Genomic DNA, 18,812 nt, shown 5'->3' with positions numbered 1-18,812 from the left:
AAAGCGCAGCCCCGCGAATGGGTCCCGGATATCGCCGCGCTTAAGTGTTACTAATTGTAAATCTTAATTGAGCTCCAGCGCGATGGCACGGTGCAGATGGCGGCTGAAGGCGGCGTCGTTGATTTCCGCCATGCCGAGTACGTAGATGCCGTCCAGCCCGCAAACCAGCGCGATCAAGCGCCAGGCAATATCTTCGGCGCTGTCGCTGAAGGTAAATTCCCCGGCCTGCTGCCCGGCCACAATCAGCCTGACGGTTTCGCCGTGCCACATCGACATAGTCAACAGATAAGCGCTCTTAATCTCCGGATCGCTGTCCGCGAGCAGCTGTGCCTGTCGCCACAGGCGAATGTAAGGCTCAAGACGCCTGTCTTCGCTGCCTAACATGGAGAAAAGCCGTTCGCGCCAGCTGGCATTTTCTGGCACAAGTGGGAGGGCCATCATCTCGCGGATCACGCGGACAAACGCCTGAGATTTCAGTTCACCCGAAGAGGTGAAATGGTGGTGGACCTGGCCTGCGGCAATGCCCGCGCGGCTGGCGATGTTGCGCACGGTCATGGCGCTGAAGCCTTCCTCCAGCGCAACTTGAATGGCGGCTCGCATAATGGTTTCGCGACGATCTTCCCGGTTCAGATAGCTCATGATTTCTGTCCTTAACAGTCATGAAACGATCATAACAAAAAGCTGGACGTGCGTTCAACTCTCGGGCAGGATCGCATCCTGGACAAGTGTCCAGTTTGTTATGAAGAGGGAAAAGTTATGTTTCGTCAATGGTTAACGTTAGTGGCTATCGTGCTGGTTTATATTCCGGTCGCCATTGATGCCACGGTTTTGCACGTTGCTGCGCCGACGCTGAGCGTGTCGCTTGGCGCGAGCGGCAACGAGCTGCTGTGGATCATTGATATCTACTCGCTGGTGATGGCGGGGATGGTGCTGCCGATGGGCGCCCTCGGCGATCGAATCGGTTTTAAGCGCCTGCTGCTGACCGGCAGCGGCCTGTTTGGCGTGGCATCTTTGTGTGCGGCCTTTGCGCCGACGGCGGAGTGGCTGATTGCCGCCCGCGCCATGCTGGCTATCGGTGCGGCGATGATCGTCCCGGCAACGCTCGCGGGCATTCGTAATACCTTCAGCGAAGCGAAGCACCGCAATATGGCGCTCGGCATGTGGGCGGCTGTGGGATCCGGAGGAGCCGCGTTTGGCCCGCTGATTGGCGGGATCGTACTTGAGCACTTCTGGTGGGGCGCGGTGTTCCTGATCAATGTGCCGATTGTCTTGGTTGTATTAGCGCTCAGCGCTCGCGTGGTGCCGCCGCAGCCGGGCCGCCGCGAGCAGCCGCTGAACTTCAGCCATGCGCTGATGCTGATTGTGGCCATTCTGCTGCTGGTGTGGAGTGCTAAAACGGCGATGAAGGGCGTGATGGCTATGTGGGTAATCGGCCTTGTGCTGCTGTTCGGCGCGGCTTTGCTCACCGCATTCGTGCGTATTCAGCTCAATGCCCGCACGCCAATGATTGATATGCGTCTGTTCACGCACCGCATTATTCTGAGCGGCGTGATGATGGCCGTCACCGCGATGATCACACTCGTTGGCTTCGAATTGCTGATGGCGCAGGAGTTGCAGTTTGTCCACGGCAAAACGCCGTTTGAGGCCGGGCTGTTTATGCTGCCGCTGATGCTGGCGAGCGGTTTCAGCGGCCCTATTGCCGGGATGCTGGTTTCAAATCTGGGATTGCGTCAGGTGGCAACGGGCGGAATGGCGCTCAGCGCCTTCAGCTTCCTCGGGCTGTCGATGACTGATTTCACCACCCAGCAGTGGCAGGCGTGGGGCCTGATGACGCTGCTCGGCTTCAGCGCCGCCAGTGCCTTGTTGGCCTCAACGGCCGCAATTATGGCCGCGGCACCAAAAGAGAAAGCCGCCGCTGCTGGAGCCATCGAAACCATGGCGTATGAACTCGGTGCGGGCCTGGGCATTGCATTATTCGGGCTGATTCTGACCCGAAGCTACACGTCGTCCATCCTGCTGCCGGAAGGGCTGACAGCAGAAGCCGCCAGCCGGGCAGGATCGTCGATTGGTGAGGCGATGCAGCTGGCACAAACGCTGACGCCGACGCTTGCTGATTCGGTCGTTCACGCCGCCAAAAGCGCATTCATTACCTCGCACAGCGTGGCGCTGTTTAGTGCGGGCGGCATGATGTTGATTCTGGCAATCGGTATCTGGTTTGGTCTGGCGAAAGCCCATCGGACGGCTTAACTAGTTTCTCGTCGCATACCAGCAAAGAAGGGAGCCTGCGCACACCATGCAGGCTCCCTGCCAGAAGGCCCACGAAAGCGGGGCGCTCAGCAGGAAAGACGCCAGTGCGGAAGAGAGCACCGGCGTGAAGTACGAGCCCACGGCCAGCAGGCTGACGTTGCCGTGGAGAATCCCGATATTCCACGCCGCGTAAGCGAAACCGAGCGACAGGGCGCACAAAATAAGCTTAATCATCACCGGCCAGCTGAAAATCATCTCTGGCTGAGGACTGGAAAAATAGTGGATCCACAGACTGACGCCAGTCAGCAAAACAAACAGCGTAATGCCGTTTTTGCCCTTGGCGTATTTCGCCGTCACCGTGCAGTACGCCGCCCAGATAAACGCGCCGCAGAAAGCCAGAATATAGCTGAGCGGGCTGGAGGCAATATTCTGCTTTATTTCCGCCAGGTTCAGACCCTGTTCACCGCCCAATACCCAGGTCACACCCAGTAAGGAGATCAGCAGGCCGGGGATCACCCACCATTTGGCTTTCTGCCCGTTGAATAAAATGGCGCACAGGATTGTCAGACTTGGCCACAAATAGTTGACCATGCCCACTTCTATCGCCTGCTGGCGCGTGGCCGCGAGCCCGAGAGAGAGCGCCAGGCAAATCTCATAGCTGACAAACAACAGGCATCCGGCCAGCAGATAGCGCGGCGAGAAGGTTTTAATTTTGGGAAAGCCAACGGTGAACAGCAGCAGAATCCCGCTCAGGGTGTAAATTGCCGCCGCGCCGCCTACCGGGCCGAGCCCTTCGCTCACGCCACGGATCAGGCCGACCATCGTACTCCAGAGAAGAATAGCCAGCAGGCCAATGGATGTTGCTCTGTTTTTCGTCATGAAAGTCTTTATCAAAAGCAAAAAGCGAAGCTTACGGTTATATCACCTCGCAACAATAATCCCTAAGGATTACATAAATCTACCGGCAATGACTATTAGGGGGGCGCTGCGGACATAGATTGATTTGCCGCAAATTGTCCCCGGCCACGGCTGTTAAATTTCGGCCAGTTTAATCCTGATTAACGAGGGAATCATGGACGTCAGTCGCAGAAAATTCTTTAAAATCTGCGCGGGCGGGATGGCAGGAACGACGGCGGCAGTGCTGGGGTTTGCCCCCAAAATAGCGCTGGCCCAGGCGCGCAACTTTAAGCTGCTGCGCGCCAGAGAGGTTCGTAATACCTGCACATACTGTTCCGTGGGTTGTGGGCTGTTGATGTACAGCCAGGGGGACGGCGCGAAAAACGTGCGCGAGTCTATCTATCACATCGAGGGGGATCCGGATCATCCGGTGAGCCGTGGGGCGCTTTGCCCGAAGGGCGCGGGCCTGCTGGATTATATCCACAGCGAAAACCGCCTGCGCTACCCGGAATACCGTGCGCCCGGCTCTGACAAATGGCAGCGTATCTCCTGGAATGAAGCCTTTGAGCGCATTGCGAAGCTGATGAAAGCCGATCGCGATGCCAATTTTATTGAGAAAAACGAGCAGGGCACCACGGTGAACCGCTGGCTCTCCACCGGGATGCTTTGCGCCTCGGCCGCCAGTAACGAAACCGGTATCCTGACGCAAAAATTTGCCCGCTCCCTCGGGATGCTGGCGGTAGACAACCAGGCGCGCGTCTGACACGGACCAACGGTAGCAAGTCTTGCTCCAACATTTGGTCGCGGTGCGATGACCAACCACTGGGTGGATATCAAAAACGCCAACGTGGTGATGGTGATGGGCGGCAACGCCGCTGAAGCGCATCCCGTCGGATTCCGCTGGGCGATGGAAGCCAAAAACAACAACGATGCGACGCTTATCGTCGTCGACCCGCGCTTCACGCGCACCGCGTCGGTGGCCGATATTTATGCGCCTATTCGCTCCGGCACGGACATAACCTTCCTGTCCGGCGTGCTGCTGTACCTGATTGAAAACAATAAAATCAATGCGGAGTACGTGAAGCACTACACCAACGCCAGCCTGCTGGTGCGCGAAGATTTTAGCTTTGAAGAGGGCCTGTTCAGTGGCTACGACGAAGCGAAACGGCAGTACGACAAATCCTCCTGGAACTATCAGTTCGATGAAAACGGCTACGCGAAACGCGACGAGACGCTGAGCGATCCACGCTGCGTCTGGAACCTGCTGAAGCAGCACGTTTCCCGCTATACGCCGGACGTGGTGGAGAACATTTGCGGCACGCCGAAAGCTGATTTCCTGAAAATCTGCGAAGTGCTGGCATCAACCAGCGCCGCCGAACGTACCACCACCTTCCTGTATGCCCTGGGCTGGACCCAGCACACTGTCGGGGCGCAGAACATCCGTACTATGGCCATGATCCAGCTGCTGCTCGGCAACATGGGTATGGCGGGCGGCGGGGTGAATGCGCTGCGTGGTCACTCAAATATTCAGGGCCTTACCGACCTCGGTCTGCTTTCAACCAGCCTGCCAGGCTACCTGACGCTGCCGTCCGAAAAGCAAACCGATCTGCAAACCTACCTGACCGCTAACACGCCAAAAGCTACGCTTGCCGATCAGGTGAACTACTGGGGCAACTACCCGAAATTCTTCGTCAGCCTGATGAAAGCCTTCTATGGCGACAAGGCGCAGAAGGAGAACAGCTGGGGTTTCGACTGGCTGCCGAAATGGGACCAGGCGTATGACGTCATCAAGTATTTCCACCTGATGGATAAGGGCGAAGTGAACGGCTATTTCTGCCAGGGCTTCAACCCGGTGGCGTCGTTCCCTGACAAAAACAAGGTTGTGCAGAGCCTCAGCAAGCTGAAATACATGGTGGTTATCGATCCGCTGGTGACGGAAACCTCCACCTTCTGGCAGAACCACGGTGAGATGAACGACGTCGATCCGTCGGCGATCCAGACCGAAGTGTTCCGCCTGCCGTCCACCTGCTTTGCGGAAGAAGACGGCTCAATTGCCAACTCCGGCCGCTGGCTGCAGTGGCACTGGAAGGGCGCAGAGCCGCCGGGAGAAGCGATCAACGACGGTGAAATCCTTGCCGGCATTTACCATCGCCTGCGCGAGATGTATGTGGCAGAAGGCGGTAACGGCGTTGAGCCGCTGCTCAGCATGAACTGGCACTATAAGCTGCCGGACAGCCCGGCCTCTGACGAAGTGGCAAAAGAGAACAACGGCTATGCGCTCGACGATCTCTTTGACGCGAACGGCGTGCAGGTGGCGAAGAAGGGCGAACTGCTGAACAGCTTCGCACTGCTGCGCGACGATGGCTCGACGGCGTCTTCCTGCTGGATCTACGCCGGAAGCTGGACCGAAAAAGGCAACCAGATGGCGAACCGCGACAACGCGGATCCGTCCGGACTCGGCAATACGCTCGGCTGGTCCTGGGCGTGGCCGCTGAACCGCCGCGTGCTCTATAACCGTGCTTCCGCAGACATCAACGGCAAACCGTGGGATGCGAAACGGATGCTTATCCAGTGGGACGGCAAGAAGTGGGCGGGGAACGATATCCCTGACTACAACACCGCCGCGCCGGGCAGCGCCACCGGGCCGTTTATCATGCAGCCTGAAGGGCTGGGCCGCCTGTTTGCGCTCGATAAGCTCGCCGAAGGGCCGTTCCCGGAACACTACGAGCCAATGGAAACGCCGCTTGGCACCAACCCGCTGCACCCGAAAGTGGTGTCGAACCCGGTGGTGCGCATCTATGAAGACGACGTGGCGCGTTTGGGCAAAAAGGATAAGTTCCCGTATGTCGGCACCACTTATCGCCTGACCGAGCATTTCCACACCTGGACCAAGCACGCGCGCCTGAACGCCATCGCGCAGCCGGAGCAGTTCGTTGAAATCAGCGAAGGGCTGGCGAAAAGCAAAGGCATTGCCAACGGCGATAAGGTGAAAGTGAGCAGTCAGCGCGGCTTTATTCGCGCCGTGGCGGTGGTCACCCGTCGTCTGCATACGCTGAACGTCAACGGACAGCAGGTGGAAACCGTTGGTATTCCGCTGCACTGGGGCTTTGAGGGCGTGGCGAAGAAGGGCTATATCGCCAATACCCTGACGCCAAACGTTGGCGATGCCAACTCCCAGACGCCGGAGTACAAAGCGTTTCTGGTTAACATCGAGAAAGCGTAAGGAGCGAAGCTATGTCAATGGAAACACAGGACATCATCAAACGCTCGGCCACCAACGGTATAACGCCCGCGCCCCGCGCGCGGGATTATAAAGAAGAAGTGGCGAAGCTTATCGATGTCTCCTCCTGCGTGGGCTGTAAGGCCTGCCAGGTGGCGTGCTCGGAGTGGAACGATATTCGCGACGACGTGGGTCACTGCGTGGGTGTTTACGACAACCCGGCCGATCTGAGCGCCAAATCCTGGACGGTGATGCGCTTTAGCGAAACCGAACAGAACGGCAGGCTGGAGTGGCTCATCCGCAAGGATGGCTGCATGCACTGCGAAGATCCTGGCTGCCTGAAGGCCTGTCCATCAGCGGGCGCTATCGTGCAGTACGCCAACGGCATTGTCGATTTTCAGCAGGACAACTGCATCGGCTGCGGCTACTGCATTGCGGGCTGTCCGTTCAACGTGCCGCGTCTCAATAAAGAGGACAACCGGGTATACAAATGCACGCTCTGCGTCGACCGCGTCAGCATCGGCCAGGAGCCTGCCTGCGTGAAAACCTGTCCGACGGGCGCCATTCATTTTGGTACCAAAAAAGAGATGCTGGCGGTAGCGGAAGAGCGCGTCGGTAAGCTGAAAGCACGCGGCTATCCTCACGCGGGGGTATACAACCCGCAAGGCGTGGGCGGCACGCATGTGATGTACGTGCTGCATCATGCCGACCAGCCAGAGCTGTACCACAAGCTGCCGAAGGATCCGAAAATTGATACGTCGGTGAATTTGTGGAAAGGGATCCTCAAGCCGCTCTCTGCCGCAGGTTTTATCGCCACCTTTGCCGGGCTGATGTATCACTACATCGGCATTGGCCCTAACAAAGAGGTGGATGATGACGAGGAGAGCGATCATGAGTAAATCGAAGATGATTGTGCGCACGAAGTTTATCGACCGGGCCTGCCACTGGACGGTGGTGGTGTGCTTCTTTCTGGTGTCACTTTCGGGGATTTCGTTCTTCTTCCCGTCTCTGCAGTGGCTGACGGAAACCTTCGGCACGCCGCAGATGGGGCGCATTCTGCATCCCTTCTTTGGCGTGCTGATTTTCGTGGCGCTAATGTTTATGTTCTTCCGCTTTGTGAAGCACAACATCCCGGACAAGCAGGATCTTCCCTGGCTGAAAGGGATTGTTGAAGTGCTGAAGGGCAACGAACATAAAGTGGCGAAGGTGGGCAAGTATAACGCCGGGCAGAAGATGATGTTCTGGACCATCATGAGCATGATCTTTGTGCTGCTGGTGACTGGCGTTATCATCTGGCGGCCGTATTTCGCCGATTACTTCCCGATTCAGGTGATTCGCTACAGCCTGCTGATTCATGCCACGTCGGCCATTATCCTGATCCACGCCATTCTGATTCATATGTACATGGCGTTCTGGGTAAAAGGTTCGATAAAGGGCATGATTGAAGGGAAGGTCAGCCGCCGTTGGGCGCGGAAACATCATCCTCGCTGGTATGCTGAGGTTGAACAGCGCGAAGCGCAACAGAAAACCACTGACTAATACTGAAAAAGCATGGCGCCTTAACCGGCGCCATTTTTTTATGCTTTGTGCGCTCTGAGCGGCTTTAATCCCGATACATCCACGCGTTTTTTTGCCTCAGCCAGGCTCCAGTTCTGCTGCACGTTGAGCCACGTCTGCGCAGTACTGCCGATTACCGCTTCAAGCCTGATAGCCATTTCAGGCGTTAATGCTGCTTTGCCCGTCAACAGACGGCTGGCCGTGGAAGGAGCAATGTCCATCGCTCGCGCAAATTCTCGCAGGCTGACGTTCAGCTCGACCAACGCACTCTGAATGATTTCTCCAGGGCTTACGGGGTTTGCCATTTTCATCAGTGATAATCCTCATAATCTAACAGGTATGCGTCACCGTTAATAAACTCAAACGTCAGACGCCAGTTACCCGAAACTTTTACTGACCAAACGCCTTCACGGCTGCCTTTCAGCTCATGCAGGCGATAGCCTGGTATGTCCATCGATCTGGGGCTGGTGGCAGCCTGCAGCAGCGTTAGCTGTTCTTTTAAGCGCTTAACGTGCCAGGGATGAACACCTGCGGTTTCATCGTAATAGAACAAATTACGTAATCCTTTATGTCGAAAGCTCACGATCATCGGTCCCTCTCGTGTTCCCTCATGAGGAACGGTATATGAGTGTTGCGTTCCGCGCAACGATTATTTTTTCGTCATGCGATAAGGGTCGGGAGTGATTCTTGTTCGGTGAGGGCGGAGCAACAAGCGGGACGGGAGGATTCTTCGAGCCTCGCCGCAAAAGAAAAAGGCCCGGTGTTGAACCAGGCCTTTGCAGAGGAGATACAAAAACTAGACGAACTTCGCCAGTGGGTCGGCGGCGGCGAAGGCCACGTCACGGTCAGCTTTTGGCGGATAAATCAGTTCATTGGTGATAGCAATTTTCAGCTTTTTCGCTTCTTCGCGCACCATTTTCACTTCCTGCTCCCAGCCTTCGGTATAGACCGCGCCCCAGGCACCCAAATCGAGACAGGTCACGTAAAATTCCTGACGGTACGGCAGGCCTTCTACGCCAAGCAGGCTTGCTGCGGCGTTGTGTCCGGCAAATTTCCCTAACTGAATGGCGTGCTGGCAGGTCATTAACGCGGTATTGCCGAGGGTGTCGGTTTTAGCGTGCGCCATATCGCCCGTGGCATAGATATTGTTGTAACCGGGGATCTGCAACTCTTCGGTGACCACAAAACGGCCCAGATTATCGCGGTCTGCGGTGAGGTTCTCGCCAAACGCGCTGGCCTGCACGCCTGCCGTCCAGACGACGGTGGCGGCGTCAATGCGGCTGCCGTCCTGAAGCGTTACGCCGCCAGCATCAACCACTTCAACCGCGGCATTGAGACGCCACTCAATACCGAGCTCGTCGGAGGCATCGCTGATGATTTTGCGTAACGCTTCGCTGTAACGACCGCCAATCTGTGAACCGCGCTCAACTACGACTACTTTAGTATTTGTATCGCTACCCAAAAGTGACTTCAGACGGGAAGGGAGCTCGGTGGCGAGTTCAATCCCTGTGAAGCCACCGCCGCACACGACAACGGTATTGCGCGCGGCGCTTTCTGGCTGGCTCGCCAGCGCATTCAGGTGATCTTCCAGACGCTGAGCTGTGTCCAGCTGATCGATATCAAAACCGTGTTCGGCAATGCCTTTAATACCGAAGTGGTGCAGGCGGCTGCCGCTCGCGATGATCAGCTTGTCATAAGAAAGAAACGTTGAATCAGATTCCGGCGTTTTGTACCAGACACCGCTCTCAGCGGAGTCCACACGTTCAGCGTGGCCGGCAATGAAACGAATATTCAACTCGGCGAACAGCGGCTGCAAATCAGCGGTTAAGGTCGAGACGTTGGCTTCATAAAAACGCGGTCTGACACGCAGTTCCGGCTGCGGGGCCAGCACGGCGATTTCAAGGTTAGTGTTGCCCTGCAAATGTGCCACACGTGCCGCGCTGACGGCTGCCCACATGCCTGCAAAACCGCTGCCGATGATAAGAATACGTTGTTTCATGGTGATTCCTTTATGCATATTTGGGCCACCCGGCCCCGATAACTGCTACTATACTTGTCGGAGTTAACTCCGGCAAGATCTTTCTGAGTATCTGAGTTATCATCTCCACAGAATTAGCACAGGAGCACAAAATGGCGTTTTACAGTTCTGGCGTGGAATACGGTATTCACAGCCTGATGAGCATGGTTGATGGCAACGGCGACGCGCGTGATATGAGCGTGCGCGAACTGGCAGAGCTGCAGAATGTCCCGTACGACTATCTGGCGAAGATTTTCACGCGCTTGTCCCGAGCGGGGCTGGTGGTGAGCACAGAAGGAAAGGGCGGCGGCTTCCGTCTGGCGCGGGCGAGCGAGCTCATCAGCGTGCTGGATATCGTCCACGCCATTGACGGCCAAAAGTCGATGTTCGAGTGCAAAGAAATCCGCCAGCGGCTGGCGTTATTCGATGAGAAACCGCCCGCGTGGGCTTGCGATGGTCCCTGCGGCGTCCGTTCCGTGATGGACAGCGCTCAGCAAAGAATGGAAGAAGAACTTGCCCGCCATACCGTGCTCGATCTGGCGCGTAAAATGTTCCGTAAAGCACCCGATACGTTCACTATTGAGGTCAAACAGTGGGTGAACGATCGTCGGAGTAAGGCGTAATCCAGTATAAAAAACGGCGCACAATGGCGCCGTTTGTCGTTTTCATCGTGATTAATGGCGCAGGTCGATGACCATACGTCCGCGGATCTGACCTTGTTCCATCTCTTTAAAGATGGCGTTGATGTCACCGAGCGGGCGCATCGTGACCTTCGGTACCACTTTCCCTTCTGCGGCAAACTGGAAGGCTTCGATAAGATCCTGACGGGTGCCCACCAGTGATCCGACAACCTGAATACCGTCCAGCACCAGGCGTGGAATATCGAGGCTCATGGATTCCGGCGGCAGGCCAACGGCTACCACGCGGCCACCGGCCCGAACGGCATCCACGGCTGAGTTAAAGGCCGCCTTGGCAACCGCCGTCACAACCGCGGCATGGGCGCCGCCGGTCTTTTCCTGCACGATTTTCGCGGCGTCTTCGCTGCGGGAGTTGATCGTCAGATCGGCACCCATTTCCGCCGCCAGCTTCAGCTGTTCATCGTTGACGTCGAGCGCAATCACTTTGGCATTAAAGACATTTTTGGCATATTGCAGGGCGAGGTTGCCGAGCCCACCCAGGCCGTAAATGGCAATCCACTGGCCCGGTTTAATACTTGATATTTTCACGGCTTTATAGGTGGTGACGCCCGCGCAGGTGATGCTGCTGGCGGCTGCAGAATCGAGGCCGTCGGGCACTTTTACTGCGTAATCTGCCACCACGATGCACTCTTCGGCCATGCCGCCATCAACGCTGTAACCGGCGTTTTTCACGTCACGACACAGCGTTTCATTGCCGCTGTTGCAGTATTCACAGTGGCCGCAGCCCTGGAAGAACCACGCCACGCTTGCGCGATCGCCCGCCTTCAGGGAACTGACGCCCGGGCCGACTTCTTTGACGATGCCAATCCCTTCATGGCCCAGAATGACTCCGGTTTTATCACCAAAATCGCCGTTTTTGACATGCAGGTCGGTGTGACAGACCCCGCAGCACTCCATCTTCAGCAGCGCTTCCCCGTGCTTCAGCGGGCGCAGCGTTTTTTCAGTGACGTTGACCTGATGGTCCTGGGTAACTACGGCAGCTTTCATGAATGTCTCCTTTTAAAATGAAAATCTGCAATGCAGGCACGGCGCACAAATGGACGTCGTTGCGCACTCAGAGTTAAATTTTTCTGTTGAATTGGCAAGGCGATGGAAACATAAAGTAATAGTTTTACAGGAAATGGTAGTCTTTTCTGTTACATATTGCATTAATGGTGTTTATGATTGCTGGGGGATTTATCTTGCAGATTTCTCAGTCCAGTAAGCCGGGCAAGCCTGCGCCGCCCGGCATTCAGAGGATAACTACAGCAATGCAAGCTGAGCGTTTAGCAGGCGGATTTCACGCTGCCACTGAGCCTGAAGCTGCGGCTTCTGGTGCTTCGGTTTTCTGGCCTGATCGTCAGCCAGCAGAGTTTCGAGCTCGATCAATTTCTCCAGCAGGTCGTCTGAGGCATGGGCCGTCGTTTCAATTTTCACATCAGGCTCTGGCGCGAAACCGTGGAGTACCGGCTCCCGCAGCCTTTCCCATGCCGCATCTGCATCATGCCACTCTTCCAGTTCACCGTTTTCGATGAGCCAGAATCGGTTGCAGCTGGCTTTCAGCAGATGGCGGTCGTGGCTTACCAGAAGCACGCCGCCGGCAAAGGATTGCAGCGTTTCTGCCAGCGCTTCTTTACCCTCCATATCCAAATGGTTGGTTGGCTCATCCAGCATCAGCAGGCTGTAGCGCGCCAGCGTCAGGCCGATAAACAGCAGCCGGGAGCGCTCGCCGCCGCTCAGCGAACTCACCACCTGGCCGTGCCGTGACCAGGCGAATCCGGCGCTAATCAGGGCCATTTTCCGCGTTTCAGGCTCGGGCGCAAAAGGCTCCAGCGCCTCAAACAGCGTGGCCTCATCAGCCAGCTGATGCAGCGTCTGGTCGTAATAGCCCATCGCCACACGCGGGTGGATTTTCAGATCTTCCGTCAGCATACCTGCCTGATAATGCTGCCAGATAAGCCGCAGCAGGGAGGATTTCCCGCAGCCGTTGCGGCCAATGACCGCCACCCGATCGCCGCTTTTCAGGCGAACAACCGGGGTGCGGAACAGCGGTGGCAGCCCGGGCGCGGGCGGAACAGGAAGGTTATCCAGCGCCAGCAGACGGTCGGCCCGCAGGGCATCGCCCTGAAGCTGCAATTTCCACTGGCTGCCTGCGGTGACGTCGGTCTGGCTCTCTTTCAGCCGTTCCACCTGTTTTTCCATCTGTTTAGCCTTACGGGAGAGGTCTTCGTTGTCGTAGACGCTTCCCCATACGGCGAGCCTTTTGGCGCTGGCGGTCACCCGGTCGATCTCTTTCTGCTCCGCTTTAAAGCGCAGGGCGTCACTCGCATCCTTCTCTGCCAGTGCCGCACGGGCAGCGCCACAGGGAAGGGCGAAGCTGTGCAGCTGTCGGTCTCGCAGGATCCAGCTGGTGTTGGTCACGTTGTCCAGCAGCTGCTGGTCGTGTGAGACGACGATAAAGCTGCCGTTCCAGCCGTTAAGAAAGCGCTCCAGCCACAGCAACGTGGGCAGATCGAGGTGGTTTCCCGGTTCATCCAGCAGCAGAAGGTCCGGTGAAGTAATCAGCGCCCGCGCCAGGAGCAGTCGCGTGTGCTGACCGCCGCTCAGGGTGGCTGCGGTTAACGCGCAGTCCGCCGGGCTGAAACCCATTTCCGCAAGCAGGGCTTCTGCCCGCCAGCGCTGGCTTTCACGCTCGGCGTGAGGAATGTTGTCCAGCACGGCATCGAGCATAGTTAAAGGATTCAGCGAGTCCGGCAGATGCTGCTCCACGCGCGCCAGCAGGCAATGTCCGGCGATGGAGACGTAGCCAGAAGTGGGCTCAAGCGTGCCGTCTAACAGTTTAAGCAGGGTACTTTTACCGCAGCCGTTATAGCCAATAAGCCCGACGCGATCGCCTTTTTTCAGGGTGAAAGTGAGATGGGTAAACAGGGGGCCAAAGGCCGTGTCGTGGCACAGGGAGTGCGCATTCAGTAGTGTGCTCATAGTACTTACTCAAGTGTTACTGGCGTAGAAACGCCTCGTCAAATAACGCCGACGATAACCCGGTAAGCCGAGGGAAGGGATTTAGTCTCTGGTGTCTTCGCTCAAGCAGAAGTTATCGCAGCACGGTACGGATAACGCTTGAGCAAGTGCGATCGCCAAAGGTATGTGAAATATTAAACATTTCACAGTACGGCATGGGGATCCTCCTTTTATATTCAGTAGATTAATGGGTGAGCAGAGTGTAGCTAAGATTTCCCTGCGGCGCTACGCCTGCCAGGCCTACAGATATTCGTAGGCCGGATAAGCGCAGCGCCATCAGACATTAAATCGAGGTGCGGCGGTAGCTGCGGTATTCCGGCTGCCAGAAGTTGTCATCGATGGCCTGTTGCAGGGCTTCAGCCGACGTTTTAACGGCCACGCCTTGCTGCTGCGCCATTTTTCCGACGGCAAACGCGATAGCGCGGGACACCGTGTGAATGTCTTTCAGCTCCGGAAGCACCAGGCCTTCACCGTTATTCACCAGAGGCGAGTGCTTCGCCAGGGTTTCACTGGCGGACATCAGCATTTCGTCGGTAATGCGCGAGGCACCTGAGGCGATAACGCCGAGGCCAATTCCCGGGAAGATATAGGAGTTGTTGCACTGCGCAATCGGATAGGTTTTCTCTTTCCACACAACCGGGGCAAACGGGCTGCCGGTGGCAACCAGCGCACAGCCTTCGGTCCAGGTGATGATGTCCTGCGGCGTGGCTTCCACGCGGGAAGTCGGGTTAGAGAGAGGCATCACGATCGGACGCGGGCAGTGTTTGTGCATTTCACGAATAATTTCTTCCGTGAAGAGGCCCGTTTGCCCGGAGACGCCAATCAGAATGTCCGGTTTGACGTTACGCACGACGTCCAGCAGCGACAGCACATCTTCATTGCTGTCCCAGCTGCTCAGGTTATCGCGCTTTTGCACCAGTTTGGTCTGGAACGGCAGCAGGTTCGGCATCTGATCGGTCAGCAGGCCGAAGCGGTCGACCATAAAGACACGGCCGCGGGCCTGCTCTTCGCTCAGGCCTTCACGCTGGGTCTGCGCGATGATCTGTTCGGCAATACCGCACCCGGCAGATCCTGCGCCGAGGAAGACAATTCTCTGCTCGCTGAGCTGGCTGCCTGCAGCGCGGCTGGCGGCAATCAGCGTCCCAACGGTGACCGCCGCAGTGCCCTGAATGTCATCATTGAACGAGCAAATCTCATCGCGATAGCGGTTCAGTAACGGCATCGCGTTTTTCTGTGCGAAGTCCTCGAACTGCAACAGCACGTTCGGCCAACGGTGTTTCACGGCCTGAATGAAATCGTCGACGAACTGGTAATACTCATCGTCGGTGATGCGCGGATGACGCCAGCCCATGTACAGCGGATCGTTCAGCAGCTGCTGGTTGTTGGTACCCACGTCAAGCACGACGGGCAGGGTGTATGCCGGGCTGATCCCACCGCAGGCGGTGTAGAGCGAGAGCTTGCCGATAGGAATGCCCATGCCGCCAATGCCCTGGTCGCCGAGGCCCAGGATGCGCTCGCCGTCGGTCACCACAATCACTTTGATGTTGTGGTTTGGCACGTTTTGCAGAATGTCGTCCATGTTGTGGCGGTTCTCGTAGGAGATAAACACGCCGCGGGAGCGACGGTAAATCTCGGAGAAGCGTTCACAGGCGGCGCCAACGGTCGGGGTGTAAATCACCGGCATCATCTCGTCGAGGTGATTTTCGACCAGACGGTAGAAGAGGGTTTCGTTGGTATCCTGGATGTTGCGCAGGTATATATGCTTGTCGATTTCGGTTTTGAAGCCCTGATACTGGATCCAGGCGCGTTCGGCCTGCTCTTCGATGGTTTCCACCACCGCAGGCAGTAGGCCTAACAGGTTGAAATTGCGACGTTCTTCAAGGCTGAACGCGCTGCCTTTATTGAGGAGCGGAAACTCCAGTAAGACGGGGCCTGCATAGGGGATATAAAGAGAACGGTTATTTTTAGGGTTGGGTAACATCTCACTGATCCTTTGTCATCACGGCCCGACCAGGCAGCGCGAACGGGGCTGGCAGGGTATTCGGCGCGGCAAAGTATAAAGCAAGTGTTAATAAAAAGGGAAAAAGCGGCGGATCTGAAAGTAAAAAAAACACCACCTTTTGTTAACGGTGGTGTCGGTCTTTATCGAAAACTCTTACTCAAACAACGATTATTCGCTGCGGCGTTTACGGCCTGTCGCATGAATATGATTATGCTGAGTTTCTGAATCGCCTTCGATAAGGACTTTTTTCTGGTTGGACAGCTTGTAGTTCAAGCCGAGGATGTGGCGTGCCTGACGGTTCGATTTCATTCTGACTCCTTAATCCTGTGAATGGTTTCAAGGTCATTCCCGGTGGGACCGGGCGAAATTTACCCCTTAGCGCAGACAAGTTGACTGGCCTGCCCGATTGATAGTTGACCATCCTGCGCAAAATAGCAACACGACTCGGCGCTTTCAGGAACTCTCTGAGGTTTAACCCTTTGTGCGGCCGTCATCATTGCGCCATGTCTCTGAACTATGCTTGAGGCTTCGCCCTGAGGTTTTCCGTTCTGCATATCGCGAGGGTCGTCCATGAAAGTTTTAGGTTATGCCGCACAAAATCCCACCACGCCGCTGGCTCCTTTTACGTTCGAACGTCGCACGCCACGGCCTGACGACGTCACGATCGAAGTGCTGTACTGCGGCGTTTGCCACTCCGATCTCCACCAGGCACGCGACGACTGGGGATTCAGCACATATCCGCTGGTGCCGGGCCACGAAATCGTCGGGCGGGTGACGGCCGTTGGTGACAACGTCACTAAATTCAAGCCAGGCGATTTAGCCGCCATCGGCTGTATGGTCGACTCCTGTCGCGTCTGTTCACCGTGCAAGGACGGGCTGGAGCAGTACTGCGAAGAGGGCAACACCCAGACCTATAATGGCCACGACCGACACGACCATCAGCCGACCTACGGGGGCTATTCTCAGGTCATTCTTGCCAGCCAGGATTTCGTGCTGCGCGTGCCGGAAGGTCTGGAGCTGCAGGGCGCGGCACCGCTGCTTTGCGCAGGGATCACGACCTGGTCGCCACTGCGCCACTGGAAGATTGGCCCGCACAGCAAAGTGGCGGTGATTGGCCTCGGCGGCCTGGGGCATATGGGGCTGAAACTGGCTCATGCGCTGGGTGCAGAAGTCACGCTGTTTACGCGTTCGCCGGGGAAAGAGGCCGATGCCCGTCGTCTAGGTGCAAACAACGTTGTGCTGTCTACTGACGATAAGCAGATGGCGACGGTACACAATCAGTTCGATTTAATTATCGACACCGTTCCTTATGAGCACGACATCAACCCGTACCTGCCGACGCTGGCGCTGGACGGCACGCTGGTGTTCGTTGGCCTGCTTGGCGACACCCCAGAATTTAATACCGTCCCGATGCTGATCAATCGCCGCTCCATTGCCGGGTCGGCCATTGGCGGCATTGCGGAAACCCAGGAGATGCTTGATTTCTGCGCTGAGAAAGGGATCGCCGCCGACGTGGAGGTGATCAACATTCAGGATATCAACCACGCCTGGGAGCGGATGCAGAAGAGCGATGTGAAATACCGCTTTGTGATTGATATGGCCTCCCTTCAGGCCTGAGTCAGGCGCATGTTCTATACTTATCAGCCCACAGGAAAAAGGAGTGAAAGATGACTATCCATAAGAAAGGTCAGGCCCACTGGGAAGGCGATCTGAAACGCGGCAAAGGCACCGTCTCGACGGAAAGTGGGGCGCTGAGCCAGCAGCCCTACGGCTTTAACACCCGCTTTGAAGGGGCTAAAGGGACTAACCCGGAAGAGCTGATTGCGGCCGCGCACGCGTCCTGCTTCTCCATGGCGCTGTCGCTGATGCTGAGCGAGGCCGGGTTTACGGCCACCTCCATTGATACCGAAGCGACCGTTTCGCTTGATAAATCCGACGCCGGATTCTCCATTACCAAAGTGGCGCTGCAAAGCAAAATTGCCGTGCCTGATATTGATGCAGGCACCTTCGATGGCATTATTCAGAAAGCCAAAGCGGGCTGCCCGGTGTCTCAGGTGCTGAAGGCTGAGATCACGCTGGATTATACGCTGAACTAAGTTCGCTGATTGCCGGGGGGCGATCGCAGCTTACCCGGCCAACCGCACAAGTCGGCGCACAGTCCGAGGCCAGCATGACCCCCACAGAACAGATAGACCAGCTGATCGCCGGGCTCGATGACTGGCGCGGTGAGATGTTATCGCAGATCCGTCACTGCTTTCTGGAGGCGGACAAAGAAGTGTCCGAAGCCTGGAAATGGATGGGCAGCCCGACCTGGGTGCTGAACGGCAATCTGGCCGTTGCCAACGCCCACAAGGAAAAGGTAAAAGTGACCTTTGCCCAGGGCGCGAAACTTGCCGATCCCGATAATCTGTTTAACGCCGGTCTCAACGGCAACCAGTGGCGGGCGCTGGATCTGAGTGCCGGAGACAAACTGGATAAACCCGCGCTGGTGGCAATGATCCGTCGCGCCATCGCCTACAACAGTCAAAAATGAGTGGTTATGAGTGAAATTAAGACCCTGAGTTCGCAGGAAATATACAGTAATCAGTGGATGCGGCTGAAGGAAGATCGCATCGAGCGGGCCGACGGCTCGCACGGCGTTTATTCAGTCATCGAGAAGCCAGACTTTGCGGTGATCGTGCCCGTTGCCGAAGGCCATATCTGGGTCGTGGAGCAGTACCGTTATCCGCTTGGCAAAAGGACGATTGAGCTGCCGCAGGGGTCGTGGGAGCTGAGCCCGGACGCTGACCCGATTGCCGTTGCGCGCGGGGAACTGGTCGAGGAAACCGGGCTACTCGCCAACAGCATGACGCAAATCGGCTATCAGAAACTGGCGCAGGGCTATTCCAGCCAGGGGTATCACATCTGGCTGGCAACAGATTTTGTTGCCAGCACGCAAAACCTGGATGTGGAAGAGGTCGGGCTGACCTGCCGCCGGATGCAGGTCGCCGAGTTTGAAGCGCTGATTGCCGAAGGTAAAATCAGCGATGCCACCTCGGTTACGGCCTTTTTGTTAGCTAAACTGAAAGGGTTTGTGTGACGTTGTCACTTATTTTATTGCCTGATGGCGCTTCGTTTATCAGGCCTACAGGCGTTTTTGTAGGCCCGGTAAGGTAACGCCACCGGGCTCTTCTC

General features: G+C 56.7%; 18 protein-coding genes. 9 read left to right on the top strand and 9 right to left on the bottom strand.

What is annotated here, in order from left to right; all coding sequences use genetic code 11:
• Positions 1-63: 63 nt before the first annotated feature.
• Complete coding sequence (locus tag CRO87_RS00180) at positions 64-639, bottom strand: TetR family transcriptional regulator (RefSeq protein ID WP_097160906.1); 576 nt, start codon at positions 637-639, stop codon at positions 64-66.
• A gap of 117 nt (positions 640-756) precedes the next feature.
• Between CRO87_RS00180 and CRO87_RS00175 the strand changes: the two genes are divergently transcribed.
• Positions 757-2,247 carry an MFS transporter gene (locus CRO87_RS00175; protein ID WP_097160905.1) on the top strand — a complete coding sequence of 497 codons (1,491 nt, stop codon included), beginning with the start codon at positions 757-759 and terminating at the stop codon, positions 2,245-2,247.
• Here the strand turns inward: CRO87_RS00175 and yddG are convergent, their stop codons facing one another.
• Complete coding sequence (yddG, locus tag CRO87_RS00170) at positions 2,248-3,126, bottom strand: aromatic amino acid DMT transporter YddG (protein ID WP_097160904.1); 879 nt, start codon at positions 3,124-3,126, stop codon at positions 2,248-2,250.
• Between the two features lie 193 nt (positions 3,127-3,319).
• On the opposite strand from yddG, the gene fdnG reads away from it, so the two are divergent.
• The 3 genes from fdnG to fdnI are packed head-to-tail and all read left to right on the top strand — an operon-like array spanning position 3,320 to position 7,903.
• A complete protein-coding gene (gene fdnG / locus CRO87_RS00165; RefSeq protein WP_097160903.1) occupies positions 3,320-6,367 on the top strand; it encodes a formate dehydrogenase-N subunit alpha in 3,048 nt (1,015 codons plus the stop codon).
• Positions 6,368-6,378: 11 nt separating this feature from the next.
• A complete protein-coding gene (fdxH, locus tag CRO87_RS00160; protein ID WP_097160902.1) occupies positions 6,379-7,263 on the top strand; it encodes a formate dehydrogenase subunit beta in 885 nt (294 codons plus the stop codon).
• Complete coding sequence (gene fdnI, locus CRO87_RS00155; protein ID WP_097160901.1) at positions 7,256-7,903, top strand: formate dehydrogenase-N subunit gamma; 648 nt, start codon at positions 7,256-7,258, stop codon at positions 7,901-7,903. The genes fdxH and fdnI overlap by 8 nt, the downstream gene beginning before the upstream one ends.
• Before the next feature lie 38 nt (positions 7,904-7,941).
• On the opposite strand, the gene CRO87_RS00150 is transcribed toward fdnI, so the two are convergent.
• From CRO87_RS00150 to CRO87_RS00140, 3 genes are all read right to left on the bottom strand, one after another.
• Positions 7,942-8,232, bottom strand: coding sequence for a HigA family addiction module antitoxin (locus CRO87_RS00150; protein ID WP_097160900.1), 291 nt, complete (start codon positions 8,230-8,232; stop codon positions 7,942-7,944).
• Positions 8,232-8,510: a type II toxin-antitoxin system RelE/ParE family toxin gene (locus CRO87_RS00145; RefSeq protein WP_097160899.1), complete on the bottom strand. Its 279-nt coding sequence runs from the start codon at positions 8,508-8,510 to the stop codon at positions 8,232-8,234. Before CRO87_RS00145 ends, CRO87_RS00150 begins: the two co-directional genes overlap by 1 nt.
• Before the next feature lie 207 nt (positions 8,511-8,717).
• Positions 8,718-9,920 (bottom strand): NAD(P)/FAD-dependent oxidoreductase, encoded by a 1,203-nt coding sequence (locus CRO87_RS00140; protein WP_097160898.1) that lies wholly within the window; start codon positions 9,918-9,920, stop codon positions 8,718-8,720.
• Between the two features lie 131 nt (positions 9,921-10,051).
• Between CRO87_RS00140 and CRO87_RS00135 the strand changes: the two genes are divergently transcribed.
• Positions 10,052-10,561 (top strand): Rrf2 family transcriptional regulator, encoded by a 510-nt coding sequence (locus tag CRO87_RS00135; protein ID WP_097160897.1) that lies wholly within the window; start codon positions 10,052-10,054, stop codon positions 10,559-10,561.
• A 51-nt stretch (positions 10,562-10,612) separates the two neighbouring features.
• On the opposite strand, the gene adhP is transcribed toward CRO87_RS00135, so the two are convergent.
• The 4 genes from adhP to sra all read right to left on the bottom strand — a co-directional run bounded on the left by adhP (position 10,613) and on the right by sra (position 15,947).
• Positions 10,613-11,623, bottom strand: coding sequence for an alcohol dehydrogenase AdhP (gene adhP / locus CRO87_RS00130; RefSeq protein ID WP_097160896.1), 1,011 nt, complete (start codon positions 11,621-11,623; stop codon positions 10,613-10,615).
• 255 nt (positions 11,624-11,878) lie between these two features.
• Entirely contained in the window at positions 11,879-13,597 is a 1,719-nt protein-coding gene (locus tag CRO87_RS00125; protein ID WP_097160895.1) for an ABC-F family ATP-binding cassette domain-containing protein, read from the bottom strand.
• 322 nt (positions 13,598-13,919) lie between these two features.
• Positions 13,920-15,617, bottom strand: a complete 1,698-nt coding sequence (locus tag CRO87_RS00120) for an NAD-dependent malic enzyme (RefSeq protein WP_097160894.1) — start codon at positions 15,615-15,617, stop codon at positions 13,920-13,922.
• A 189-nt stretch (positions 15,618-15,806) separates the two neighbouring features.
• Positions 15,807-15,947: a stationary-phase-induced ribosome-associated protein gene (gene sra / locus CRO87_RS00115; protein ID WP_097160893.1), complete on the bottom strand. Its 141-nt coding sequence runs from the start codon at positions 15,945-15,947 to the stop codon at positions 15,807-15,809.
• Positions 15,948-16,208: 261 nt separating this feature from the next.
• On the opposite strand from sra, the gene CRO87_RS00110 reads away from it, so the two are divergent.
• The 4 genes from CRO87_RS00110 to CRO87_RS00095 all read left to right on the top strand — a co-directional run bounded on the left by CRO87_RS00110 (position 16,209) and on the right by CRO87_RS00095 (position 18,717).
• Positions 16,209-17,255 carry an NAD(P)-dependent alcohol dehydrogenase gene (locus CRO87_RS00110; RefSeq protein ID WP_097160892.1) on the top strand — a complete coding sequence of 349 codons (1,047 nt, stop codon included), beginning with the start codon at positions 16,209-16,211 and terminating at the stop codon, positions 17,253-17,255.
• Positions 17,256-17,305: 50 nt separating this feature from the next.
• Complete coding sequence (locus CRO87_RS00105) at positions 17,306-17,734, top strand: OsmC family protein (RefSeq protein ID WP_097160891.1); 429 nt, start codon at positions 17,306-17,308, stop codon at positions 17,732-17,734.
• A 74-nt stretch (positions 17,735-17,808) separates the two neighbouring features.
• On the top strand, positions 17,809-18,171 hold the full coding sequence (locus CRO87_RS00100) for a DUF1801 domain-containing protein (RefSeq protein WP_097160890.1): 363 nt from the start codon (positions 17,809-17,811) through the stop codon (positions 18,169-18,171).
• Between the two features lie 6 nt (positions 18,172-18,177).
• Positions 18,178-18,717: an NUDIX hydrolase gene (locus tag CRO87_RS00095; RefSeq protein ID WP_097160889.1), complete on the top strand. Its 540-nt coding sequence runs from the start codon at positions 18,178-18,180 to the stop codon at positions 18,715-18,717.
• Positions 18,718-18,812 lie beyond the last annotated feature (95 nt).

Origin of the sequence: Enterobacter sp. CC120223-11, from assembly GCF_900215375.1 — a bacterium.
Lineage (GTDB): Bacteria > Pseudomonadota > Gammaproteobacteria > Enterobacterales > Enterobacteriaceae > Scandinavium.
Note: the sequence above shows the minus strand (reverse complement) of the source record. Positions and strands in the feature narration are given on the sequence as shown.